Raw genomic sequence first — 20,440 nt, 5'->3', positions numbered from 1 at the left:
GTGCTTACAGTGAACAAATCATTATCACAGCCATTTTTCTTTCAGGCAGGACCACGTGCTGTTTTATTATTACACGGCTTCACAGGAAGCTCTGCAGACGTACGAATGCTTGGTAGATTTTTAGAGAAAAAAGGGTATACTACATTAGCACCTCACTATAAAGGTCACGGTGTGGAACCAGAAGAACTAATCACAACAGGTCCAGCAGACTGGTGGCAGGATGTTATTGCCGCCTACAAACAGTTACAGGATGCTGGCTATCAGGAAATAGCCGTTGCTGGCCTTTCATTAGGCGGTGTTATGGCATTAAACGTTGCATTAAATAATCCTGTTAAAGGAATTGTGACAATGTGTGCCCCTATGACAATGCGTACAACCGACGTTATGTTTGAGGGTGTCTTGAAATATGCAAGGGACTATAAAAAGTTCCAAGGGAAACAGGAAGAGCAAATTGAAGCTGAAGTTGCAAGCATTGCTGACAAAGGCATGCCATCTCTACAGCAGCTACGAGAATTTATAGCTCGCACTCGTCAAGAAATTGACATGATTTACGCGCCTATTTTCGTCGTACAAGCTACAAATGATGAAGTAATAGAGACAGAATCTGCCAACATTATATATAATCAAACTGAGTCACTTGAAAAGCACATCAAGTGGTATGAAAACTCAAAACATGTTATTACATTAGATCAAGAAAAAGATCAATTACATGAGGACATTTATCGCTTTTTAGAAAGCCTAAATTGGGCACAATAATTATAAATAGGATTTTCTCATGAAGGAGGGAATATGTATGAAAGATCAAAAAGATACACTACAAAGTCGTTTACTCGATTTTTTCAGCAAAGATGATTATAAACCACTAACCGTCGGTGAAATCGAGGATGAATTCGGCTTTGAGGATGCGGAGGAGTTCAAGGAGCTTGTGAAAACACTTGTCCGCATGGAGGGGCAGGGCTTAGTTGTACGCTCTCGCTCCAATCGCTATGGCCTACCAGAGCGTATGAATTTGCTAAGAGGTAAATTTATCGGACATGCGAAGGGCTTTGGCTTCGTGACACCTGATGTCGAGGGCATGGATGATGTGTTCATTCCGCCGCATGAAATTAACGGTGCCATTAACGGAGACATCGTTCTGATTCGTGTTTTAAAGGAATCATTTGGTGATCGACGTGAGGGTACGGTTACAAAGGTCGTTGAGCGCGGTCAAACAAGCTTTGTCGGCACATTTCAGGCTAACCGTGGCTTCGGCTTTGTTGTCCTAGACGATAAAAAGCTACCAATGGATATCTTTATTGCCAAAGGAGATACATTAGGAGCTGTCGATGGACATAAGGTTGTTGTTGAGGTAGCAACATGGCCAGAGGATTTAAAATCCGCTACAGGCTATATTACAAAAATTTTAGGGCATAAAAATGATCCAGGTGTGGACATTTTATCCATTTTATATAAGCATGACATTCCACCTGAATTCCCTGATGAAGTCATTGCTGCTGCACAGCGCGTGCCCGATGAAATTACCGAGGCCGATTTAGTAGGTCGTCGTGATTTACGTCATGAAACGATTGTGACAATTGATGGGGCAGATGCAAAGGATTTAGATGATGCTGTAACCGTAACAAAAAATGTAGATGGTACGTATAAGCTTGGCGTACATATTGCAGACGTAAGTTATTATGTAACGCAAGGCTCAGTCATTGACATTGAAGCTTACGATCGTGCGACAAGTGTTTATTTAACAGACCGTGTCATTCCAATGATTCCACATCGCTTATCAAACGGCATTTGTTCATTAAATCCACAGGTTGACCGTTTAACACTATCCTGTGAAATGATTATTGATGCGAATGGTAATGTGGTTGCACACGAAATTTTCCAAAGTGTCATTAAAACGACTGAGCGTATGACGTATAAGGACGTTTACAAGATTTTAGAGGAGCAGGATGAGGCACTAATTGAACGCTATGAGCCACTTGTTCCAATGTTTAAAAACATGGCTGAGCTATCTGGTATTTTACGCCGTAAACGCGAAATGCGAGGAGCCATTGACTTTGACTTCAAAGAATCCAAGGTGATCGTAAACGAAGAAGGATGGCCAGTTGATATTGAATTACGTGAACGAACAGTAGCGGAGAAATTAATTGAAGACTTCATGCTAGCTGCCAATGAAACAGTGGCAGAGCACTTCCACTGGATGAATGTACCGTTTCTATACCGTATTCACGAAGATCCAAAGCCTGAAAAGCTTCAACGCTTCTTTGAATTTGTCACGAACTTCGGTATTTTAATTAAAGGTACTGGTAATACCGTTCATCCTAAGGCATTACAGGATGTATTGAAGGCAATTGAAGGGATGCCAGAGGAGCCTGTTATTTCAACGATGCTCTTACGTTCCATGCAGCAGGCGAAGTACTATCCTGAAAGTCTTGGACACTTTGGCTTATCAACGGATTTCTATACACACTTCACATCACCAATTCGTCGTTATCCTGACTTAGTTGTACACCGTTTAATTCGTACGTATTTAATTAACAAGGATACATCGAGAGAAACCGTTGCACAGTGGAGTATGGCAATGGATGAAATTGCTGACCATACATCTGAGCGTGAACGTCGTGCTGTTGATGCAGAACGTGATACAGACGCACTGAAAAAAGCACAATATATGTCCGACAAAATTGGCGAAGAATTCGAAGGAATTGTTTCATCCATTACAAACTTCGGTATTTTCGTGGAGCTACCAAACACCATCGAAGGACTTGTCCATATTAGCAATATGACAGATGATTACTACCGCTTCGATGATCGTCAAATGATTATGATCGGTGAACGAACTAATCGCCAATTCCGTATTGGTGATGAAGTGACAGTTCGTGTGGCAAATGTCATTATTGAGGAGTCATCCATTGACTTTGAAATCGTTGGAATGGTAACTTCATATGGACGAACACGCAAAGCAGCACCAACTGTTATCCATGCACGTAAAAATTACAGCGATAACAAAGGTGGACGCAGTCGCCGAAGCACACGCAGTGATGAGGAAAAAGGCGGACGTAGTGGCAATCGTAGAGGCGGTCGTCAAGAGGATGACCGTGGAACTCGTAGCTCATCATCAAAGCAAGGTGAACGACGCGAAAGCGACCGTGATCCACGTGGACGCCGCAAAGATGACTCAAGCCCAGGTCCTAAAAAACGCGTGAAACAAAAGCAAAAGTTCTATGAGGGCATTGCCAAAAAAGGCAAAAAGAAAAAAACAAAACGTAAATAAGCCTAAGCGAAAGTATCCATTGAAAGGGTGCTTTCGCTTAAGCTCAACCTTTTAAGTAGAGGGTGAAAGATATGGCAAAAGGTTCTGGTAAAGTATTAGCACAAAACAAAAAAGCAGGCCACGACTACTTCATTGAAGAAACAATCGAAGCAGGCATGGTCCTAACAGGTACAGAAATCAAATCCATCCGTGCAGGCAAAGTCCAACTGAAAGACTCCTTTGTCCGCGTCCGTAATGGCGAAGCATGGATCAACAATATGCACGTTAGCGCATTCGAACAAGGCAACCGTTTCAACCACGATCCACTACGCACCCGCAAGCTGTTGCTCCACAAAAAGCAAATCGGCGAGCTAGTCGGTGCCGTAAAACGTGACGGCTACACAATCGTTCCACTGAAAATGTACATCAAGGATGGCTACGCCAAGCTCCTAATTGGCATCGGTAAAGGGAAAAAAGACTACGACAAGCGCAACGACATGCGCAAAAAAGAAGCCAAACGCGAGATGGAACGTGCCTTCAAGGCAAAAAATCAATTTTAATAGATTTGGAGAAAGCTCACTGCGAATAGCGGTGAGTTTTTTCGTTGTTGGGTGGGGCGAGTGAGTGTGGCGGATAGAATGGCGAAAGTGACGGATAGAGGTTGAAAAGTGGTGGATAGCATTGCAAAAGTGATGGATAGCAGACTTAATCTGACGGATAGTATTTATAGCTAAGCCAATTTTTTCTATTAAAGCGGTACACTTGAACTCTCTCTCATTTTGTTTTATAATATGTATTACTGATTGCCAGATTTCATGGAAGCGTACTTTTAAGCTCCCACCGTACTAGAAGCAATTCTAGCTCTTTGTTTGAACGAGGCCAAGCCGCTTCGCTTCATATTCAAGGGGACGTTACGGATTCGACAGGGATGGTTCAAGCTTTGGTCGCGCGTCGGAGGGCTCGGCTCCGTCATCAACGACAGTTATATAATAACTGGCAAACAACAAAACTTAGCTTTCGCAGCGTAAGCTCGTAAGCGCTCTGCCTCTCTATCGCCCATGTAGAGAACGTGGGGCCCAACTTTAGTGGGATACGGTCGATGGTGCCACATGAGTCATCGGCAAGAGATTTCCAGGTTAGCGTACAGGACGCCTGTTTGTCGGCATAATGTTACGTGAATCGTAAATAGGCAAACTACACGCGTAGAAGCTGAAGTATTGGAGTTTCTGGACGCGGGTTCGACTCCCGCCGTCTCCATACAGTGAAATGTACTGAATTTCATGGAGTGTCACAAATGTTGATTTATCAACGTTTGTGGCACTTTTTAATGCCTTTGAGTTGTCCTGAATTGGACTGAAACCTTATTAAAAACCTTATTAACCTTTGTTAATCCTTTGTTAGAAAATTAATCGCTATCAGGCTCATGTAGAAAGTTTGTAAATTTATCGATTGTTTCTGCTTTCGCTTTTTTCGTAACGTGAGCATAGACATCTAATGTTGTTTTTACATCTCTATGACCAAGTCTGTATTGTACTTCTTTAATGGTTGCCCCTGCTTCAAATAGTAAGGAACAGTGGGTATGACGTAAACCATGTGCTGTAATGTAATCAAGATCATACTTTTGAAGAAATGATGAAAGCCATTGGACGGTTTTATTTGGATCTTGTAACACATTATGTTCATTTGGAAATACTAGTTGCTTTTTAGTAGTTGTATTAAAACCTTTTTCTTTATAAATTTCCGTCTGTTCACTCTTCCATAGTTTAAAAAGACTCATCGTTTTATCATCAGCTTTAATTGTTCGAGACTCACCATTTTTGGTAGGGCCTAAATATAATCCAGATTCCCCACGTTTTACAGCTTTAGTGATTCGGATTTCTTGCGACTCAAAATCAATATCTTTCCATTGAAGTGCAAAAGCTTCACCTTTACGCATCCCTGTAAATGCAAGAAGATGAAAGACAGTAGTCCGTTTTAAATTGTTATCTTGCTCTAGGCAATTTAAGAATTGAATCAATTGTTCAAGTGAATAGAAGTTCTCAAACTCTTCATCCTCATCATCTAAGCTGATTTTTGATTTGATAATGGGCATTTCTACAAGCTCAAAGGGGTTTTTATCGATTAGACCATGTTTGATTGCGTATTTCATGACTAACGCAGCATAATTTTTAACCATACGAAAACGCTGGAGCTTCTTTGCCCATTGATTTACATGCTTTTGGCAAATGGCTGCATCAATTTTGGCAATCTTATAGTCACCAAACATCGGCAAAATATGATTTTTAAAAATCCGCTTCGTTTTTAACAATGTACTGTCTTCAACTGTATTTTCGTAATGTTTCATCCATAATTCATAAACGTCACGATATGATTCAACGGCCTGTTTACGAAAAGTACCATTACGAATTTCTTGCTGGATTTGAATAAGGGCTTCTTTAGCTTCTTTTTTCGTTTTAAATCCACTTCGGGTTGTCGTTTGTTCTTTACCAGTTAAAGGATCTACACCGACGTACACGTGAAATTTGTATCTCGTTTCTTTGTTTTTGAGTTGGTAACTTTTAATAGTTGTCATATATTCCTCCAGTCTTTTGCTTACGGAGACATAGAGGTGTAGCAAAATTTACTACAATTTAAGCTTAGTTGATGGAATTAGCTTTGGCAAAGAAGAGAATAGCAAAAAAATAACCGCTTGGGAGTAATTTGATACTCCATAGCGGTTCATCTGATTTTTTACTGATTTATTTTTATTTAGAATTAGATCTTTCAATTTCTAACTCTAATTTAAATTCATCAAGTAAATAAAGATCATAGCAAAGCATTAATAGTTGTTCCTTAGTAATTTCTCGAATATTATCTTGTTTTAATCCTTTATTATAAATTTCGTTTTCTTTTAAAAATTATTGAATGTCATGGTCCTTATAATAGTTAATTAAAGACTGCAGAGTATTCTGTTTTATTGTATTAGTCACATGTAAGTAATATTTTCCAGTAGTGTTTTTAGACACTACATGGCCAAGTCTATTTTGAATTCCAGCAAAATCTGCACTAGCTTCGGCTAAATGTGTTGCATGAGTATGTCTTAAACCATGCACAGTAATAAACTTGATATTCAATTTCTCAATTGCCTCTATAAGCTGTTCGTTTGGATAATACGAATTTAAGAAGCTATTAACAGAGTTATTAAAAATTAATTGGTCAGATGGTTTATTAAGTTTGATTCCAAGCTGAGTTAATCGTAAAACTTGGTCTTGTTTCCATTGCTTTAGAATATCTATTGTAACATCGTCAAGTAAAATGTTACGGCTAACTTTTGGTTTAGGAAGACCAACATTATTTCCGTTATTATGTTTGGAATAAGAATATGCCTCACGAATAGCAAGTGTCTTCTTTTTAAAATTAATATCTGACCATGTTAATACCAATAGTTCACCTTTACGAATGCCTGTAAACATCAGTACGCGTAATAATGCCTGCACCATTGTATCTAGAGAAGCTAAATGAGAGTTTAGCAGTTTAAAGTCTTCAACATCGAGATAATTATCACTAATTTCATGCACGGATTCTTTAGGGATTTTAGCGGTACTGAATGGATTTGAGTTAATGTATTCATAACGTACTGCTGTGTTCATAACATCCGCTGCATAATTAATAATATGATGAAAATACTTTAGTTTTTTTGAAAGTTGCGAAGCAAATTGTTCACAATGACGAACAGTAATTTTAGAAACTTTCAGGTGTCCAAAGAATGGTAGAATGTGATTTTTAATATAGCCTTCCGTTTTTGAATAAGTACTCATAACAACCCCAGAATCTTTATAAGTCACCTCCCACTCTTCATACACATCTGAAAACGTTTTTCGCAAATCTTCTGGTTTTTGGCCGTTGTTAAATTCATACTTTAGTCTATCAATTGCTACTTGAGCTGCTTTGAGTGATGGGAATTTGCTACGAGTTACAATTTTATCTTTTCCTGTATACGAATCGACGCCCAAATAAACTGTGAAACGATAGTATTTAGAACCGTCTTTTAAATGATATTCCTTAATTGCTGGATGATATTTTGATTTATTTGTCATATTAATTTACCCCCGATTTTTTGTTAAATAGTATGATTATTCATAAATTCATCTAATGCGGTCTTAGAAACTCTACGGATTCTCCCGATTTCTACAATTTCTAAACCAATTGTTTGAAAAGTTCTTAAAGTTTTATATGAGACATTTAAATAGGCAGCAGCTGTCTTTAAATCCATCCACTCACCTTTAAAATTGTTTGTTTCTACTGTTTCCTCTATTGTATTTTTACTTGGCATTAATATATCTCCCTTCAGTTCATGATGATTTGTGTGCTTGCAAGCATAAAACATAATAGCTACTGTTCTCGGATATTCGAATAGCATTTTAAAAAAATTAAAAGGTTTTTTGAAAGACTTGAACTATTAGCTAAGCGAATGTGCAATTATAATAGCTTGTGATTCTCAATATTCAAATAGCGTTTCAAAAGAAAATTAAAAGGTTTTTTGAAAGACTTGAACCATTTGCTAAGCGAATGTGCAAATATAATAGCGTGTAAATTTTAATATTCGAATAGCATTTTCAAAAAAAGTAGAATTTAATTTTTATGGTAGTGAGATACATAGAGTGGAAGGTGGAATAATTCAGAGGATATATTTAAGAAACTATTATTTAATTTAATATTGTAAAAAGGACTTTCAAACTCTCATTTCCGCTATTGTGATAACCGTTCTACAATAGAAGTATGCTAGCTAGCTCAATAAAACTTGAAGGAATGATAGTTATGAATAATGAAATCTTACAAATTAATCCCGTGGAACGAGTGGAAGTACATGCGGTCCTATTAGATCAAAGTACTAAAGCAGAATATAAGTACCTGCAAACTTGTTATATTGAAAGTAAGACAAAACGTATGTATGAAGAAAATCTTAAAAAAATCAATTACCGCGCATTGTTAACAGAAATGCAGGATAAAATTGAAAACGCGTTTGATGCATATTTAGAATCAGAAGAAGGGAAAAGCAGTAAGTACTCTCATATAAACGACAGAAATAAACGAATTTTAGTAGATGAACAATATTCAATCATCTCAAATACAATTAAGCAAGAATATAAATCAAAACTAGATGTGTTACGTGAAAAATGCAAAGTTAATATAAAAGAAGAAGTATTTTCTTACCTGTCAATTGAAGTGGGGGATATCGTTTACAGTATTGATAGTAGCCAGTTAACAGAAGAAGAAGTAAAAAATATGTTGTCTTCCTTAGCTAAAGAATGGAGTGAAGAATTAATTTTAACTCACGTGATTTCTTCTTATGAGGTTGAAACTAAAATCTTATTATCTAATGGTAAAGTGATAGAAAACTTTTATATTGGTTCAACGTTTCGATAATAACATATTATAATTTTTACTATCGGAATATATAGGAACTTGTGTGCTAAACGTTTGTTCGCTCCAAAAGTTAACTTTTTGGTCTAAGTTCAGTGATTTTGCAGAAAAGTTAGATCGGGTTCGGAAAATATATAAAAAGGTTATAAATGTCTGAATCAAAATGTACATTTTGCTTGTCTAAGCATGTACACTTTCGCTTTAAATGTGTTTCACTATACATGTTTATGAATAATTAAAACTTGACATGGAGACCTCTACTAGCATTATTGGTCAGCCAAAAGCCTGCAATTACAAGGGCTGGCTGACCAAACATGCTCGCCTATCCAAGTAAAGTTGTAATATACTGTGGGAATAAAAAATGTACTCGGTTAAACGAGCGTTATTGTACATTTGAATAATCGCATATACAAAAGGTTAGGTCTAGTACGGAAAAAATGTAAAAAGGTTAGGTTTAGTACGGAAAAAATGTAAAAAGGTAAGGTTTAGTACGGAGAAAATGTAAAAAGGTTAGGTTTAGTTCGGAAAAAATGTAAAAAGGTAAGGTTTAGTTCGGAAAAAATGTAAAAAGGTAAGGTTTAGTTCGGAAAAAATGTAAAAAGGTATGGTCTAGTTCGGAAAAGATGTAAAAAGGTTAGGTCTAGAACGGAAAAAATGTAAAAAGGTTAGGTCTAGTTCGGAAAAAATGTAAAAAGGTAAGGTTTAGTACGGAGAAAATGTAAAAAGGTTAGGTCTAGTAGGGGATAAATGTAAAAAGGTTAGGTCTAGTTCGGAAAAAATGTAAAAAGGTTAGGTCTAGTTCGGAAAAAATGTAAAAAGGTTAGGTTTAGTTCGGAAAAAGTGTAAAAAGGTTAGGTCTAGTTTGGAAAAGATGTAAAAAGGTTAGGTCTGGTTCGGAAAAAAAGTAAAAAGTCAGTCTATTTCGGAAAAAATGTAAAAAAATTAGGTCTAGTACGGGAAATATGTAAAAAGATCAGAATTCGGTTATAAGGATGTTTTTAATAGAAGTGATGACCGATATACGTCATGTGAAGATATTCTGTTTAATGTTTAATAAAGCGTTTGTTATTCTACATGACTATGCGAATATAAGAACCAAGCCTTGCAGATAAGGATGTTTTTCGCCGCGCCCAAAAAACTAAATTCTTTGCAAATACTGCGGGAGACATAATTTATACTCATTCTCATACTTTATTAAGTGAAAACAGACATAGACTTTTCAAATGTCCTCAAATTTGGGGTGAAATAAAAGCCGTATTTCAAATGTCCTCAAATTTGGGATGAAATAAAAGCCGTATTTCAAATGTCCTCAAATTTAGGGCGAAATAAAAGCCAAATTTCAAATGTCTTCATTTTAAGGTCTAATTAGCTACTACTTTTTTTATATGTCTTCATTTGTGGTGTAAGTTAACCAATACTTAAAAAAGTAACTTCTTTTCTCCTTATTCCCCCTACATATTTTCAGGGATATTTTTATTAATTAGCTTTCTCGTCCCATTTTTGAGGACATATTTAGATTACTTTTTCAAATGAACTCATTTTTGATGCAAGTTAACCAATAATTAATAAGAGTGACTTTTTTTACTTCTTATTCTCTACATATTATTAGGGTAATTTTATTATTAGCTTTTTCATCCCATTTTTGAGGACATATTAAGAGTGATATATCAAAACGTGAAATTGAAGTATGACTAGAAAATATCCCTAAAATTTCTTAGAAGATGCATATTTCCAAATTTTATATAACTAATTGAATATTACTAATAGATTCATACTTAGAATGTTTAAGAAACTAGAAGTTTGAAGGCAAATAATGAAGTTCTATTGGCTCAACGTTTGAATAATAAACTAATAATTTCTTTCGACTTCTAATAAGGAAAAAGCAGTGGATTCAGAATTGAAATGCCCACTGTTTTTAATATATTATCTACTAGATTCCAGTATTGAATGTCTCAGAAAATCATAAAAATTATAATAATCTAATTCACTTACTTCAGTGACTGCATAATAAAACAAATGTTTATTATTGTTTATATCTAGTTCTTCGTCTAAATACAGGACATCTACTAATTTTAAAGTTATTGGTTTCCAAACAGCATAGATATAGCTAGAATCATAAGAGGAATACAATTCTTTTTTCCTTTTTTCTATTTCTTCTTCGTTTTCTAGAAAGATTAAATGGTTCACATTAGTTTCAGCATCAAAGATTTCCGTGATGTGTGCTAATGTATACTCACCCGTAAAATCAAGTCCCCAAAATGTGTATAACCCTTCGCCTTTCCATCGTATTTCTAATACAACATCTTCGGCATCTTCATAGTAGTACGCATCTTCTTCGTAATAATTTTTCTTTTCCACTTATTAATTAAAAACTGCATTGCCAGTACTTTAAGTTCCTCTTCAGTAGATACAAAAAACATCCCTTGTATATTTTCTTCATTTACTTCTAACATTTCTTCATATAGTGCTTTATATTGTGCGATTGTTAAATTCATTTTCCTATTTTCAATCCTTTCGAATTTTAAATATTATAATAGAAGGATTTTTTAATTCGAAGGGGAGAAGATGATTAAATATTAATATTTATATTTATTCAGGATGTGTAGGAAGAAATGTCCTAAACATTTGGTCTCTCCCACTTAGAACAGGCAATAATAGTTTCGGTGTTAATTCTATAAGGAATTTAATTTTAATTTAAAAAGAATTCAAAATACCCTTTACAAGAATTTGTGTAAGTGTTATATTATATACACAGAGGTAATCAACAAAGAAAATGCATAACTAAAAAGGAGGTAATGGCGAAATGAGTACAGTTCTTATAATTGGTGGATTTAATCAAAAGGGCTATGAAGTAATGGGTAAGAAAAAAGGAAATATGGATATCTTATTTCATAATGGTATAATAAAAAGACAAAGTACTTCAGTATTTGAAAAGTTGGTTAAGAAAGCTGATTGCGTAGTTTTGATTCAATCAGCTTGTTCTCATAATACCATGTGGGAAGTGAAAAAACTTTCTAAGAAGTACTCGGTTCCCGTTGCTTATCCAAGAAATCGTGGGCTTTCTGAAGTGATCAATTCTGCAGTTGAATTATTAAATAATAAAGTCTCTTTTTTTGCCTCATAATAAAAAAGGAATTCAAAATACTTTAACAAGATATTTAGGGGGAGTAAAATATGGTGGTAAATACAATGGAATTTGTAAATGAATTAGAGAGTCAATTTAGTAAAAAAGAAATCGATTTTACTTTAATCAGTGAAGTAGGGAAAATACACTCTATTTATGCAGCAATGGAGATAGAAAAATATAAAGGTTCACTTTCAAAAGTTGCGACAAGAGAAGATGTAAAAAATGCTGGGAGTGCTGTGAAAAGTACACTTAATGAACTTTATCTTGAGATGGAAAAACTTGAACCATCTTTATTGGGAGTATTTATAAACGATTCATTTTTAATGATAGATGAGAAGGATCTTTACAAACTAGTTGTTTTATTTGAAAGATACGGTCTAACAAAAGATGAATACCAAAGTAAAGAAATAATTGTTTCGTTTTTCAATAACATTTTAAAAGAATTCATTAACGAAGCAAAGGGCTTTGAAATTACACCTGACGGATTAATTCAGTTAATGGTTGAATCAATAAAACCTCTACATGGCAGTATTTATGACGGTACAGCAGGAATAGCCAATATACTCGTTCAAGCTTATGGGAACGCAACAAATAATAATGAAAAAGTAACTGTATTTGGGCAGGAATTGAATCCAGAGCTATTTGTACTTGGTAAACTAAATTTATTTTTAAATCAAATTCTCCCAGTACAGGGTAATCTTCATTATGGTGATACGATTCGAGATCCAAAGTGGATAGAAAATGGGCGTACGCAGCAATTTGATTATGTATTAATGAATTATCCTTTCGGAGTGAGAGACTGGGGCTATGAATTTGCTGTGAATGACCCTTATGGAAGATTTGAATTATATGATATACCTTCTAAAGCTCATGGTGACTACGCTTTTATTCTACACGCACTTGCTTCATTAAAGAATACTGGAAAAGCTGCTTTAGTTGTGCCATTTGGAACCCTCGTAAGGGGAGCTGCAGAAAGAAAAATTCGTTCAATTTTATTAAAAGATGATGTAATTGAAAGTATTATTGCCTTACCTTCTAATTTATTTGTTGGAACAGGGATACAAGTTGCTCTTCTAATTTTAAATAAAAATAAGCCGAATGAGAAAAAGGGGAAAGTACAATTTATCAATGCTGAAGGAGATTATGAACGAACAAGAACACAAAAATTCTTAATGCCAGAACATGTAGATAGAATCGTTGATGTATTAGAGCGTTTCGAGAATATCGAAAGATATTCAAGAATAGTTGCAGTGGAAGAAATCGAAGAGAATCAGTTTGATTTAAATCCTTCATTATACTTTGTAAATATCGAGCTTGAGACCGAATTCGGTAAGGTTTTATTTAATCGAAAAAAATATGAAACAGAAACGGAAAATCTTGTTCCAATCAGAGAGATTGCAGATGTAATACGAGGTGTTAATCTACCAAGTCGTAGACAAATCGAGAATGCTGATGGTGAGTTATATCCTGTTATTCAAATTCGTGACATTGAAGATGGAGAAATTCAATTCAAAAATATAGATAAGTTTCCTATCCAGCCCAGAGATATAGAACGCGTAACGGCAAAACCCGGAGATATTCTTGTATCTAGTAGAGGGACTCAACAAAAAATCGCTATTGTACCTAAAAATACGGAACAAGTTCTCGTATCGAGTATGTTTATAATTATTCGATTGTCATCCGATAAGGTAAATCCGTTGTATGTAAAAAGGATTTTAGAAAGTCCGGTAGGTCAGTACTTTTTTGAGGTAAATCAAAGTGGTACGGTTGTGACAGTTTTAACACCTAATGACATTAAAACAATTGAGATTCCTTTGTTATCAATTGATCAACAATCTGAATTTATAAGCGAACTAGAAAAAGCAGATGACATCATCCGTAAAGCGCATGAAGAAAGAAAGAACCTATACTTTTCTGCTTATCAAAATGTAGGTTTTGGATCGGCTATTCGTAAAAATTAGGGAAGGATGACTTTTATGAATAAAAGAAATCTGTTGGAATTAAGAGATAGCATACGTAGAAGAGGTTTTTGGGTAGATATTTTGGATAGCGAATTAGTACTAGATTCATGGTATTCCAAGTCCAACTTTGAAGAACTAGTAAGTTTATTAAATCACCTTCAATTGTCTATTGAGGTTGGTGAAAAGGGAATTCGAGTGAATTCGGATTCCTTAACATCCAACTTGTTAAAGCAAATTGAGACAACATCAAAGGAAGATATGATGCATAATGATCCAACAATTCTAATACCAGCTTTGTGGAAATATAACGAACGAAATGATTTGTCAATTTTAGATTTAGACTACGGAATTGCAATCTTAGTATTTGCGTTAAATAAAATTGGATTTCAAACTTCCATGAGCTGTGATGGACATGGAAGAATTGAACCCAATATGTGGTTTAATCACCAGCAATATATTGAAGAAATGAGTAATCTTTTGTTCGTAACCTCAAAAGAAAATAGTTTTGCATATGATTGGGAAGTGAAAAATGAAAGAGTAGGTTTTACTTTAACTGCTAGAAAAAGGTTAGCTAAAGATAATTGGGATGTATGTAAGATTCAAGATGATGTCTTAGCTCTTACAAAATCATTTCTTAAATTAAGGGAAACTTCGATGAATTAAATAGGAGAAAATGACTGTCTTAGTAAGTTGAACTGATATAATACAATTAGATATTGTTAAATTATTACATTGTTTAGTTAATTAAGTTTGGAGGTGACCCATAATGATTTTCTATGAATATTTAACCTCACCTAAAACCACGGAGCAATTGGTAAATATTGCAAAAGAGCATGGACTAGATTGGAATGAAAACCAAGTTGAACTTTATAGTTTACTGGACCCAAATATTTATCAAATTGATTCGGGAAAATGGACAGTTAAAGTTGATGATCGTCGTATAATTATAAAAGAAGCAATTGAAAGAGCATTAGAAAATCGTCCAATGACTAAAATTGATCCTAATATTATTGCTGAATTACCGAATGATATGATTGTGTCCCATAATGAAGTAATTGAAGTAGCTGTTAGTACTGGACGTTATGAATCGCCAAGAGAAAATATTATCCGAATGAAACGAAAATAAGGGAGGAACCCGTAATGAAGGCAGTAATTGAAGAATTAAAAGAACAACTTATGATGAAAGGGTATGTTTCATTTTCTGAACCAGAAACCCATGAAGAGGATGGAACAACAATTGTTCTTGCAACTGGTGATGACAAAATTGTTTATGTGAAAGTTTTTGAAAAAGATGCAAATTTATCTTTTGAAGTACAAGATGCGGCTTTAATAGAAGCACAATACCATGAGGATGCCCCGGATTTTATTTGGGCAACAAATGGTGAAATTAATTATTATGCAGACTGTATTGAATCAGATCCTCTTGCAGAAATTCCAGCTGTTATTGATGTAACTAGAAAAGAAAAGCGACAACTTTCGAAACAGGATGAATGGTCAAGAAAAATGTATTCTACTCTTCAAAAACGTTTTGATGATTTGCATGAACGTTTATATGGACCGGGTGGGGCTGATAACATCAGTAGTACAAACGAAGCTATAGATGAACTTAGTAAATTGCTATTCATGGAGACATTCCGCTTGTATCACCCCGATTACGTATTAAGAGAAGGGAAAAATACGGGACTACGAATTTTTGATATTTTGAAACATCAATACATTAAAGAGAATGGAAAAGAAGCTGTTAGACAAATTCGAGATGCTTTTAAAGAAATAAAAAATCATGAAGATTATGTTGCTGTCAATGATCTTGGTGAAGAATGTTTTATCTTTAGTGAGGATGAATATATTCGATTGGAAAACCCGGCGAATTTTATCGCAGCTTTTGAAACTTTTCAAGAACTTGATTACTTTGAAGATGAGAATGGAAATAGTGTAAAAGCGACTTTAAAGAATGTCAGTTCGGATATACTAGGGCGTTTATTTGATGTACTAATGCGTGGTAAATATGACAATAAAATTGGTCAGGCTACTTACTTAACTCCTAGACAGGTAACAGAAGCAATGATTGAGATGGTAATGCATGATTTAACAGAGAATCCAAAAGAAGCCGCAAAATTAATATCCGTTGATGAAAAAGGGCTACCAACATTTAGAATGGGAGACATCACTTGTGGTTCCGGCGGATTTTTAATTAAAGGTTATGAAGCAGTAAAAAAATATATGCTTTCTCAGTTTACTGGAACAATGAAAGAAAAAATGGAAAAACATTTTGAACAAATGAAAGAACACAGTTTTGTTGGGGCAGATAAAACTAGAAACATGGTTCTTAAAGCTCGTTTAAATATGGCAATGCATGGGTTACCAAAAGCACCAATATTTTGGGTTACTGATTCATTAATGACTGAATCATTAAGACCTGAAAGTTTTGATTTGATTGTAACAAACCCTCCGTTTGGGTCTGGTTCAGTTTCTAATAAAACGGATGAAGGAAAAGATATTATTAGACATTTTAGTACTGGGATTGATGAAACAGGTAAACCGAAAAAAGATGGTATTTGCTTAGGTTCGAAGCCAAATGCTAAAGGAATATGGAAAGAAGTCAATTCTACAGATCAAGCTATTCTTTTTATTGACCGCAACTTACAATTACTAAGACCCGGTGGGCAACTTATTATTGTCCTACCAGATGGAATTTTAAGTAACTCAGGTTATAAACACGTGCGTGAATATTTAATGGGGAAGAAAAATGAAGTAACAGGTGAATTTGAAGGTGGTAGAGCAATTGTTAAAGCAGTTGTGTCACTTCCAACTGTCACATTTCAATTATCAGGTACAGGGGCAAAAACTTCATTCTTATATATTAAGAAAAAAGAACATGAGAATGAAAAACAAGGACCTGTTTTTATGTCGGTAGCAGACGAAATAGGCTTTGATGTTAGGAATAAAGTAGAAGTTCAGTTGGGTAATGATCGAAATGACTTATTAAAAATTGTGGATGTATATAAAAAAGGTATTACTAATTAATTTAATTAGTTAGGTTTAGGGGGGATTAATATGGATGTGAATAATAAAATTATTAATGAATTACCTGCGATTGTATGGATTGGTACTAAGGCACTTGAAGAAAGATTAGACTCATATTATTATAACCCAACATTTATTAAACAATATACTCAAATGATTAATGGAAATGTTGGCGTAATCGGTGAACATTTTAATGTGACCAAGTTATCAGGATTTGAATATACTAAGTATTTTACCGATGAAGCATTAAAAAATGGCGAAATTATTGCTATAACGAGTCAAAATGTTGGAGATTGTAATCTAGACATTAAAGAAGAAAAAACAATGAAAATTCCTAGTAAGCTTCATAATGAACTTACTAGATCACAATTAAATTATAATGATGTAGTTTTATCATATACAGGTCATTACAGACGCGCCGCATTAATTTTAGAAAATATTAATCAAAAACTACACTTAGGTCCAAACGTATGTAAATTGTCTCCAAAGAATTCTAATGTTGATAGTGCTTTTTTATGCGTATACTTGAATTCCTATACAGGTCAAGTCTATATGGATCGTGAAAAGACAATATCAGCTCAACCTACAGTTAATATGGACAGAATTAGAAATATTCAGTTTCCATTACCTAATATTAAAATTCAAAATTACATTGGAAATAAAATTAGAAAAGCGGAAAAGTTACGTGAAGAAGCCAAGAGTTTCATTAGTGATGCTGAAGCAATATTGGCTAAAGAATTAGAATTTGAAGATGGAAATATGCTTTTTAAGGGTCACGCAGGTAAATTGAAAACAGATTCAGAATATAAAACAAATTATAATTACGTACCAACTGAGTATATTTTTGAACGCTTAGATGCTAAGGCGTATCATTCAGAACTTTTAGATACACTTAAAAAGGTTGATAAATTTAAAACAGAAAAATTAATGAACTTACTTCTATCATATGACACAGGAATGTCACAGTTAAATTACTCAGAAGAGGGGGTTGGAGTGGTATCCACTGGAACAATTAATAATGAATTTTTAGGAGAAATTGAAAAGTATACACTCGATTCAATCCCAGATGATAAATTCCTTTCATCTGAAGACGTGCTGTTAACAATGTACGGGGCAACTTCAATTGGGAAAGTGGATGTTTTAAATAAAGATTTGAAAAATGCTACTTTTGACTACACATTATTACGAATGAAATTTAAAGAGGATTATCCGCCATATTTTATGTCTTTAATTCTAAGAACAAAGCTAATTCAAATTCAAATCAAATATTCTATAAATAGTGGTGGTGGGACTAACTTTTTAAATCGCCAATCAGTATTAGAACTAAAAATTCCAATAGTACCTCTAGAAATACGTAAGAAGGTGAATGACTTAATAAAAAATGCAAATAAAAATGCTATAGAAGCTAATGAACTAATATTATCCGCAAAGAACGATATTGAAACTCTAATTAAAGGGGATTTGGATGAATCTGTTATCAAAAATGTCTTGTAATGGGGGGGCGGCTTTTTGGACGAAAAGATCAATTATAAATTATTAAAACGGTTATATGACTACGGTGAAATAGAGTATCATCATTTAATGTCATTTCTAAAGCACCAACATATACTTGAACTGAAACATGATAGATACATTATTACAAACAATTGGATTTCTTATGGTCATAGATTCGGGTCTGAACAGGATTATTTATTATCCCTCTTCTGTTTTGAGGAAGACTATCAAAAATATTTAGTAGAAGTCGCTCTTTTAACAGCTATAAAGATGAGTGAGACAGAGGATTTAGAAGGAATCGAAACTTTTGTAAGGAACTTAACAAAGCTTTCTGCCTATGCTATTTCTGTATTAGCAGATATTAAAGAGGATAGTCATTTTTTAATTGCGCGATTGTATAATCGATTAAAACTAAAAGAACACCAGTTTCAAGATCTCAATAGGTTTATCTTTGATGGTCCTCCACACTATCAACGCGTAATGTATTATTTAACGCATGTTCAAGCATATAAGCATGAAAATGTGATAGAAGATATAGAACTTGGAAAGAAAATAGATGATCAGTGGGGAAAAGGGAGGAAGATTTCAACTAATCTGTCCCTTACTCCTTTGAAAGAAAGACCATTGTATATGTTAGTACCTTTCATTCCTGAACGTAAGATAGATCAGCCGCAATTTCAACAACTCTTTACTTACCCGTGGAAGTTATTTGTATTTATTTGTTGTATCGTACGTGAGCATTTTGAAGCACAAGGAGTACAGGCTATTCGCTTTCAAGCAATAGGAGATGAAGTAGACGTTTTATTAACATCTAGTAATCATCAGCAATATCGCTATGGAGCTTTTGATGAGTTTGCAATTGAATTTTGTAAGGTAAGCAAGTATCAGTTATTTCCTTATGAAATAAAAAATTTACAAACCATTTTTAAGGATCTGAAAGAACATAAATTATTGGCAATAGTAGATGGAGAATACCGTTTACCCTCGGAGGTAGAGGATGTAATTTATAATAACAATATTTATATACCGCTCATCGCTGAGAGTAAACAACTAAGAAGTAGAATAGAGCAATGGATTGATGGATTGAGGGAAAAATAATGAAACACATTCGCCTATCAATTGAACGCTTCTGGATTGAATCGGGGAATTTTGAATTATGGTGTGAACATTTATCTCGAATTCCCAAAAAAACAGAAGCTAAATCAATGAAGGAAATAGCAGCAAAATACCTAAACAAAGATGTGGTTGAAAAGGACAAAAAATTAGACCGTTCAAAAGAGTTATTCGGATTACTTGGCTATGAGTATTTTGAAGGTACGGCTCAATTTGAAATTAAAGGTGTCTACTTGCTAGAAAGAAAAGAGGGTTATTTACATTTAACTGAGGATGCACAAAACCTTGTAACTTCCTATCAAAATAATAACGGATGGGAACTGAGATTAGCTAAACAGTTACTTCGTTTCTCGCCAAGAGTTAGAGTAATCATTCATCTACTTTTAAATGGTGGTTATTTTAAAACAGGTGGTACTTCCATAGATTTTATTGGAAAATGGAAACTTGAAAAAGAAGGTATGTCATATCATCCATTCGCCAGTAATCCTCAAAAAAATGATATGAATCGTTTACTAGAGACGTTTAAAGTTCCAGCATTAGGTAGTGAGTGGATAAAGATTTTAGGAGAGATGGAAATTGAATTAGAAGAAGGTTGGTCTTTTATTGGCTCAGGCGGAAAAGAACCAGCCATTAACAATCTAACAGCTTTTATGCGTTCTCCAATGCAATTATTTGATTATCTTGATTGGTTTTATGAAGTGGAAGTTGGAAAAGTTATATTGAATCAAAGAAAAATAGCTACTGATATTGATGATTTAGATTCATTATTTACTATTTGTGAAACAGAGACAGTAGATGAATTAGGTACTTTAAAAGAGAATATTCATTTATTTTCAGATAATCGAGGTTTTTTCCCTCTTGAACCTGTTTTGGAACAAGTATTAAAAAAACATTATCCAACTTGGGAAAAAGATCTATCTAAATTTGTTGATTTTTATGTAACAAATGGTATGCACAAAGGACTATTTACTATAGTCGCACATGAATCCGGTCAACCTCGTCATGGTAGGGGGTATCTGGGAAAAAGAGAGTATCAGTTATTAAAACTTGATATTCATCGATAAGGAGTGT

17 protein-coding genes and 1 other RNA gene are annotated in these 20,440 nt (G+C 34.3%); 13 read left to right on the top strand and 5 right to left on the bottom strand.

What is annotated here, in order from left to right:
- The first annotated feature begins 9 nt into the window (after nucleotides 1-9).
- From MKY76_RS18845 to ssrA, 4 genes are all read left to right on the top strand, one after another.
- Nucleotides 10-756 (top strand): carboxylesterase, encoded by a 747-nt coding sequence (locus MKY76_RS18845; RefSeq protein ID WP_004228103.1) that lies wholly within the window; start codon nucleotides 10-12, stop codon nucleotides 754-756.
- Between the two features lie 37 nt (nucleotides 757-793).
- On the top strand, nucleotides 794-3,268 hold the full coding sequence (gene rnr / locus MKY76_RS18840) for a ribonuclease R (RefSeq protein WP_258860342.1): 2,475 nt from the start codon (nucleotides 794-796) through the stop codon (nucleotides 3,266-3,268).
- Between the two features lie 71 nt (nucleotides 3,269-3,339).
- A complete protein-coding gene (gene smpB, locus MKY76_RS18835) occupies nucleotides 3,340-3,807 on the top strand; it encodes an SsrA-binding protein SmpB (RefSeq protein ID WP_016994795.1) in 468 nt (155 codons plus the stop codon).
- 344 nt (nucleotides 3,808-4,151) lie between these two features.
- Nucleotides 4,152-4,507, top strand: a transfer-messenger RNA (tmRNA) gene (gene ssrA, locus MKY76_RS18830).
- Between the two features lie 145 nt (nucleotides 4,508-4,652).
- Here the strand turns inward: ssrA and MKY76_RS18825 are convergent.
- From MKY76_RS18825 to MKY76_RS18815, 3 genes are all read right to left on the bottom strand, one after another.
- Nucleotides 4,653-5,819 carry a site-specific integrase gene (locus MKY76_RS18825; RefSeq protein WP_342556986.1) on the bottom strand — a complete coding sequence of 389 codons (1,167 nt, stop codon included), beginning with the start codon at nucleotides 5,817-5,819 and terminating at the stop codon, nucleotides 4,653-4,655.
- Between the two features lie 325 nt (nucleotides 5,820-6,144).
- Nucleotides 6,145-7,323 (bottom strand): site-specific integrase, encoded by a 1,179-nt coding sequence (locus MKY76_RS18820; protein WP_342556985.1) that lies wholly within the window; start codon nucleotides 7,321-7,323, stop codon nucleotides 6,145-6,147.
- A gap of 23 nt (nucleotides 7,324-7,346) precedes the next feature.
- On the bottom strand, nucleotides 7,347-7,559 hold the full coding sequence (locus MKY76_RS18815) for a helix-turn-helix domain-containing protein (RefSeq protein ID WP_342556984.1): 213 nt from the start codon (nucleotides 7,557-7,559) through the stop codon (nucleotides 7,347-7,349).
- A 485-nt stretch (nucleotides 7,560-8,044) separates the two neighbouring features.
- Between MKY76_RS18815 and MKY76_RS18810 the strand changes: the two genes are divergently transcribed.
- On the top strand, nucleotides 8,045-8,653 hold the full coding sequence (locus tag MKY76_RS18810; RefSeq protein WP_342556983.1) for a hypothetical protein: 609 nt from the start codon (nucleotides 8,045-8,047) through the stop codon (nucleotides 8,651-8,653).
- Between the two features lie 1,920 nt (nucleotides 8,654-10,573).
- On the opposite strand, the gene MKY76_RS18805 is transcribed toward MKY76_RS18810, so the two are convergent.
- Both MKY76_RS18805 and MKY76_RS18800 read right to left on the bottom strand, forming a co-directional pair.
- The gene (locus MKY76_RS18805) at nucleotides 10,574-11,008 is read right to left on the bottom strand and encodes a hypothetical protein (protein ID WP_342556982.1); all 435 of its coding nucleotides are present in this window, start codon (nucleotides 11,006-11,008) and stop codon (nucleotides 10,574-10,576) included.
- On the bottom strand, nucleotides 10,942-11,145 hold the full coding sequence (locus tag MKY76_RS18800; RefSeq protein ID WP_342556981.1) for a hypothetical protein: 204 nt from the start codon (nucleotides 11,143-11,145) through the stop codon (nucleotides 10,942-10,944). The genes MKY76_RS18805 and MKY76_RS18800 overlap by 67 nt, the downstream gene beginning before the upstream one ends.
- Nucleotides 11,146-11,453: 308 nt before the next feature.
- On the opposite strand from MKY76_RS18800, the gene MKY76_RS18795 reads away from it, so the two are divergent.
- The 8 genes from MKY76_RS18795 (at nucleotide 11,454) to MKY76_RS18760 (ending at nucleotide 20,433) form a co-directional block, all read left to right on the top strand.
- Nucleotides 11,454-11,774, top strand: a complete 321-nt coding sequence (locus tag MKY76_RS18795) for a DUF2325 domain-containing protein (RefSeq protein WP_342556980.1) — start codon at nucleotides 11,454-11,456, stop codon at nucleotides 11,772-11,774.
- Between the two features lie 50 nt (nucleotides 11,775-11,824).
- Nucleotides 11,825-13,738: an N-6 DNA methylase gene (locus MKY76_RS18790; protein ID WP_342556979.1), complete on the top strand. Its 1,914-nt coding sequence runs from the start codon at nucleotides 11,825-11,827 to the stop codon at nucleotides 13,736-13,738.
- Nucleotides 13,739-13,753: 15 nt separating this feature from the next.
- A complete protein-coding gene (locus MKY76_RS18785; protein ID WP_342556978.1) occupies nucleotides 13,754-14,401 on the top strand; it encodes a hypothetical protein in 648 nt (215 codons plus the stop codon).
- A gap of 103 nt (nucleotides 14,402-14,504) precedes the next feature.
- On the top strand, nucleotides 14,505-14,864 hold the full coding sequence (locus tag MKY76_RS18780; protein WP_342556977.1) for a hypothetical protein: 360 nt from the start codon (nucleotides 14,505-14,507) through the stop codon (nucleotides 14,862-14,864).
- 14 nt (nucleotides 14,865-14,878) lie between these two features.
- Nucleotides 14,879-16,762, top strand: a complete 1,884-nt coding sequence (locus MKY76_RS18775; RefSeq protein ID WP_342556976.1) for an N-6 DNA methylase — start codon at nucleotides 14,879-14,881, stop codon at nucleotides 16,760-16,762.
- A gap of 30 nt (nucleotides 16,763-16,792) precedes the next feature.
- Complete coding sequence (locus MKY76_RS18770) at nucleotides 16,793-18,256, top strand: restriction endonuclease subunit S (RefSeq protein ID WP_342556975.1); 1,464 nt, start codon at nucleotides 16,793-16,795, stop codon at nucleotides 18,254-18,256.
- Nucleotides 18,257-18,271: 15 nt separating this feature from the next.
- Nucleotides 18,272-19,354 (top strand): hypothetical protein, encoded by a 1,083-nt coding sequence (locus MKY76_RS18765; protein ID WP_342556974.1) that lies wholly within the window; start codon nucleotides 18,272-18,274, stop codon nucleotides 19,352-19,354.
- Nucleotides 19,354-20,433, top strand: a complete 1,080-nt coding sequence (locus tag MKY76_RS18760) for a hypothetical protein (RefSeq protein ID WP_342556973.1) — start codon at nucleotides 19,354-19,356, stop codon at nucleotides 20,431-20,433. The genes MKY76_RS18765 and MKY76_RS18760 overlap by 1 nt, the downstream gene beginning before the upstream one ends.
- The last annotated feature ends 7 nt before the right edge of the window (nucleotides 20,434-20,440 follow it).

Source organism: Lysinibacillus sp. FSL P4-0201, from assembly GCF_038593425.1.
GTDB lineage: Bacteria > Bacillota > Bacilli > Bacillales_A > Planococcaceae > Lysinibacillus > Lysinibacillus capsici.
Note: the sequence above shows the minus strand (reverse complement) of the source record. Positions and strands in the feature narration are given on the sequence as shown.